This is a genomic window from Leptotrichia sp. OH3620_COT-345 (assembly GCF_003932895.1).
In the GTDB taxonomy this organism is placed as follows: Bacteria; Fusobacteriota; Fusobacteriia; order Fusobacteriales; family Leptotrichiaceae; genus Pseudoleptotrichia.
Genome location: NZ_RQYW01000234.1, coordinates 1 through 215, shown reverse-complemented (window position 1 = coordinate 215; position 215 = coordinate 1). Strand labels below are relative to the sequence as shown.

Here is a 215-nt window from a genome sequence, read left to right as displayed (position 1 = left end):
TGTGGAATGTTTCTATATTGCCGTTTATTTCTTCCACTCTTTTCTTTATTCTTTGCACTTCCACATTCATCTTTTCACTTTCCGTCATATTTTTCTGTCTTGCCTTCATTGCTTTTACTTCAGCTTTCTTTTTCATCTGAGCATCTTTTTTCATCTTCATTTCTTCCGCTTTTTTACTTTGTGATTCTCTTTTTATCTCTGCCGCTCTCTTCTGT

At 34.4% G+C, this 215-nt stretch carries 1 pseudogene; it reads right to left on the bottom strand.

The features are described from left to right. Positions 1–215 (bottom strand): annotated as a pseudogene (locus EII29_RS13215) (hypothetical protein); the annotation flags it as partial.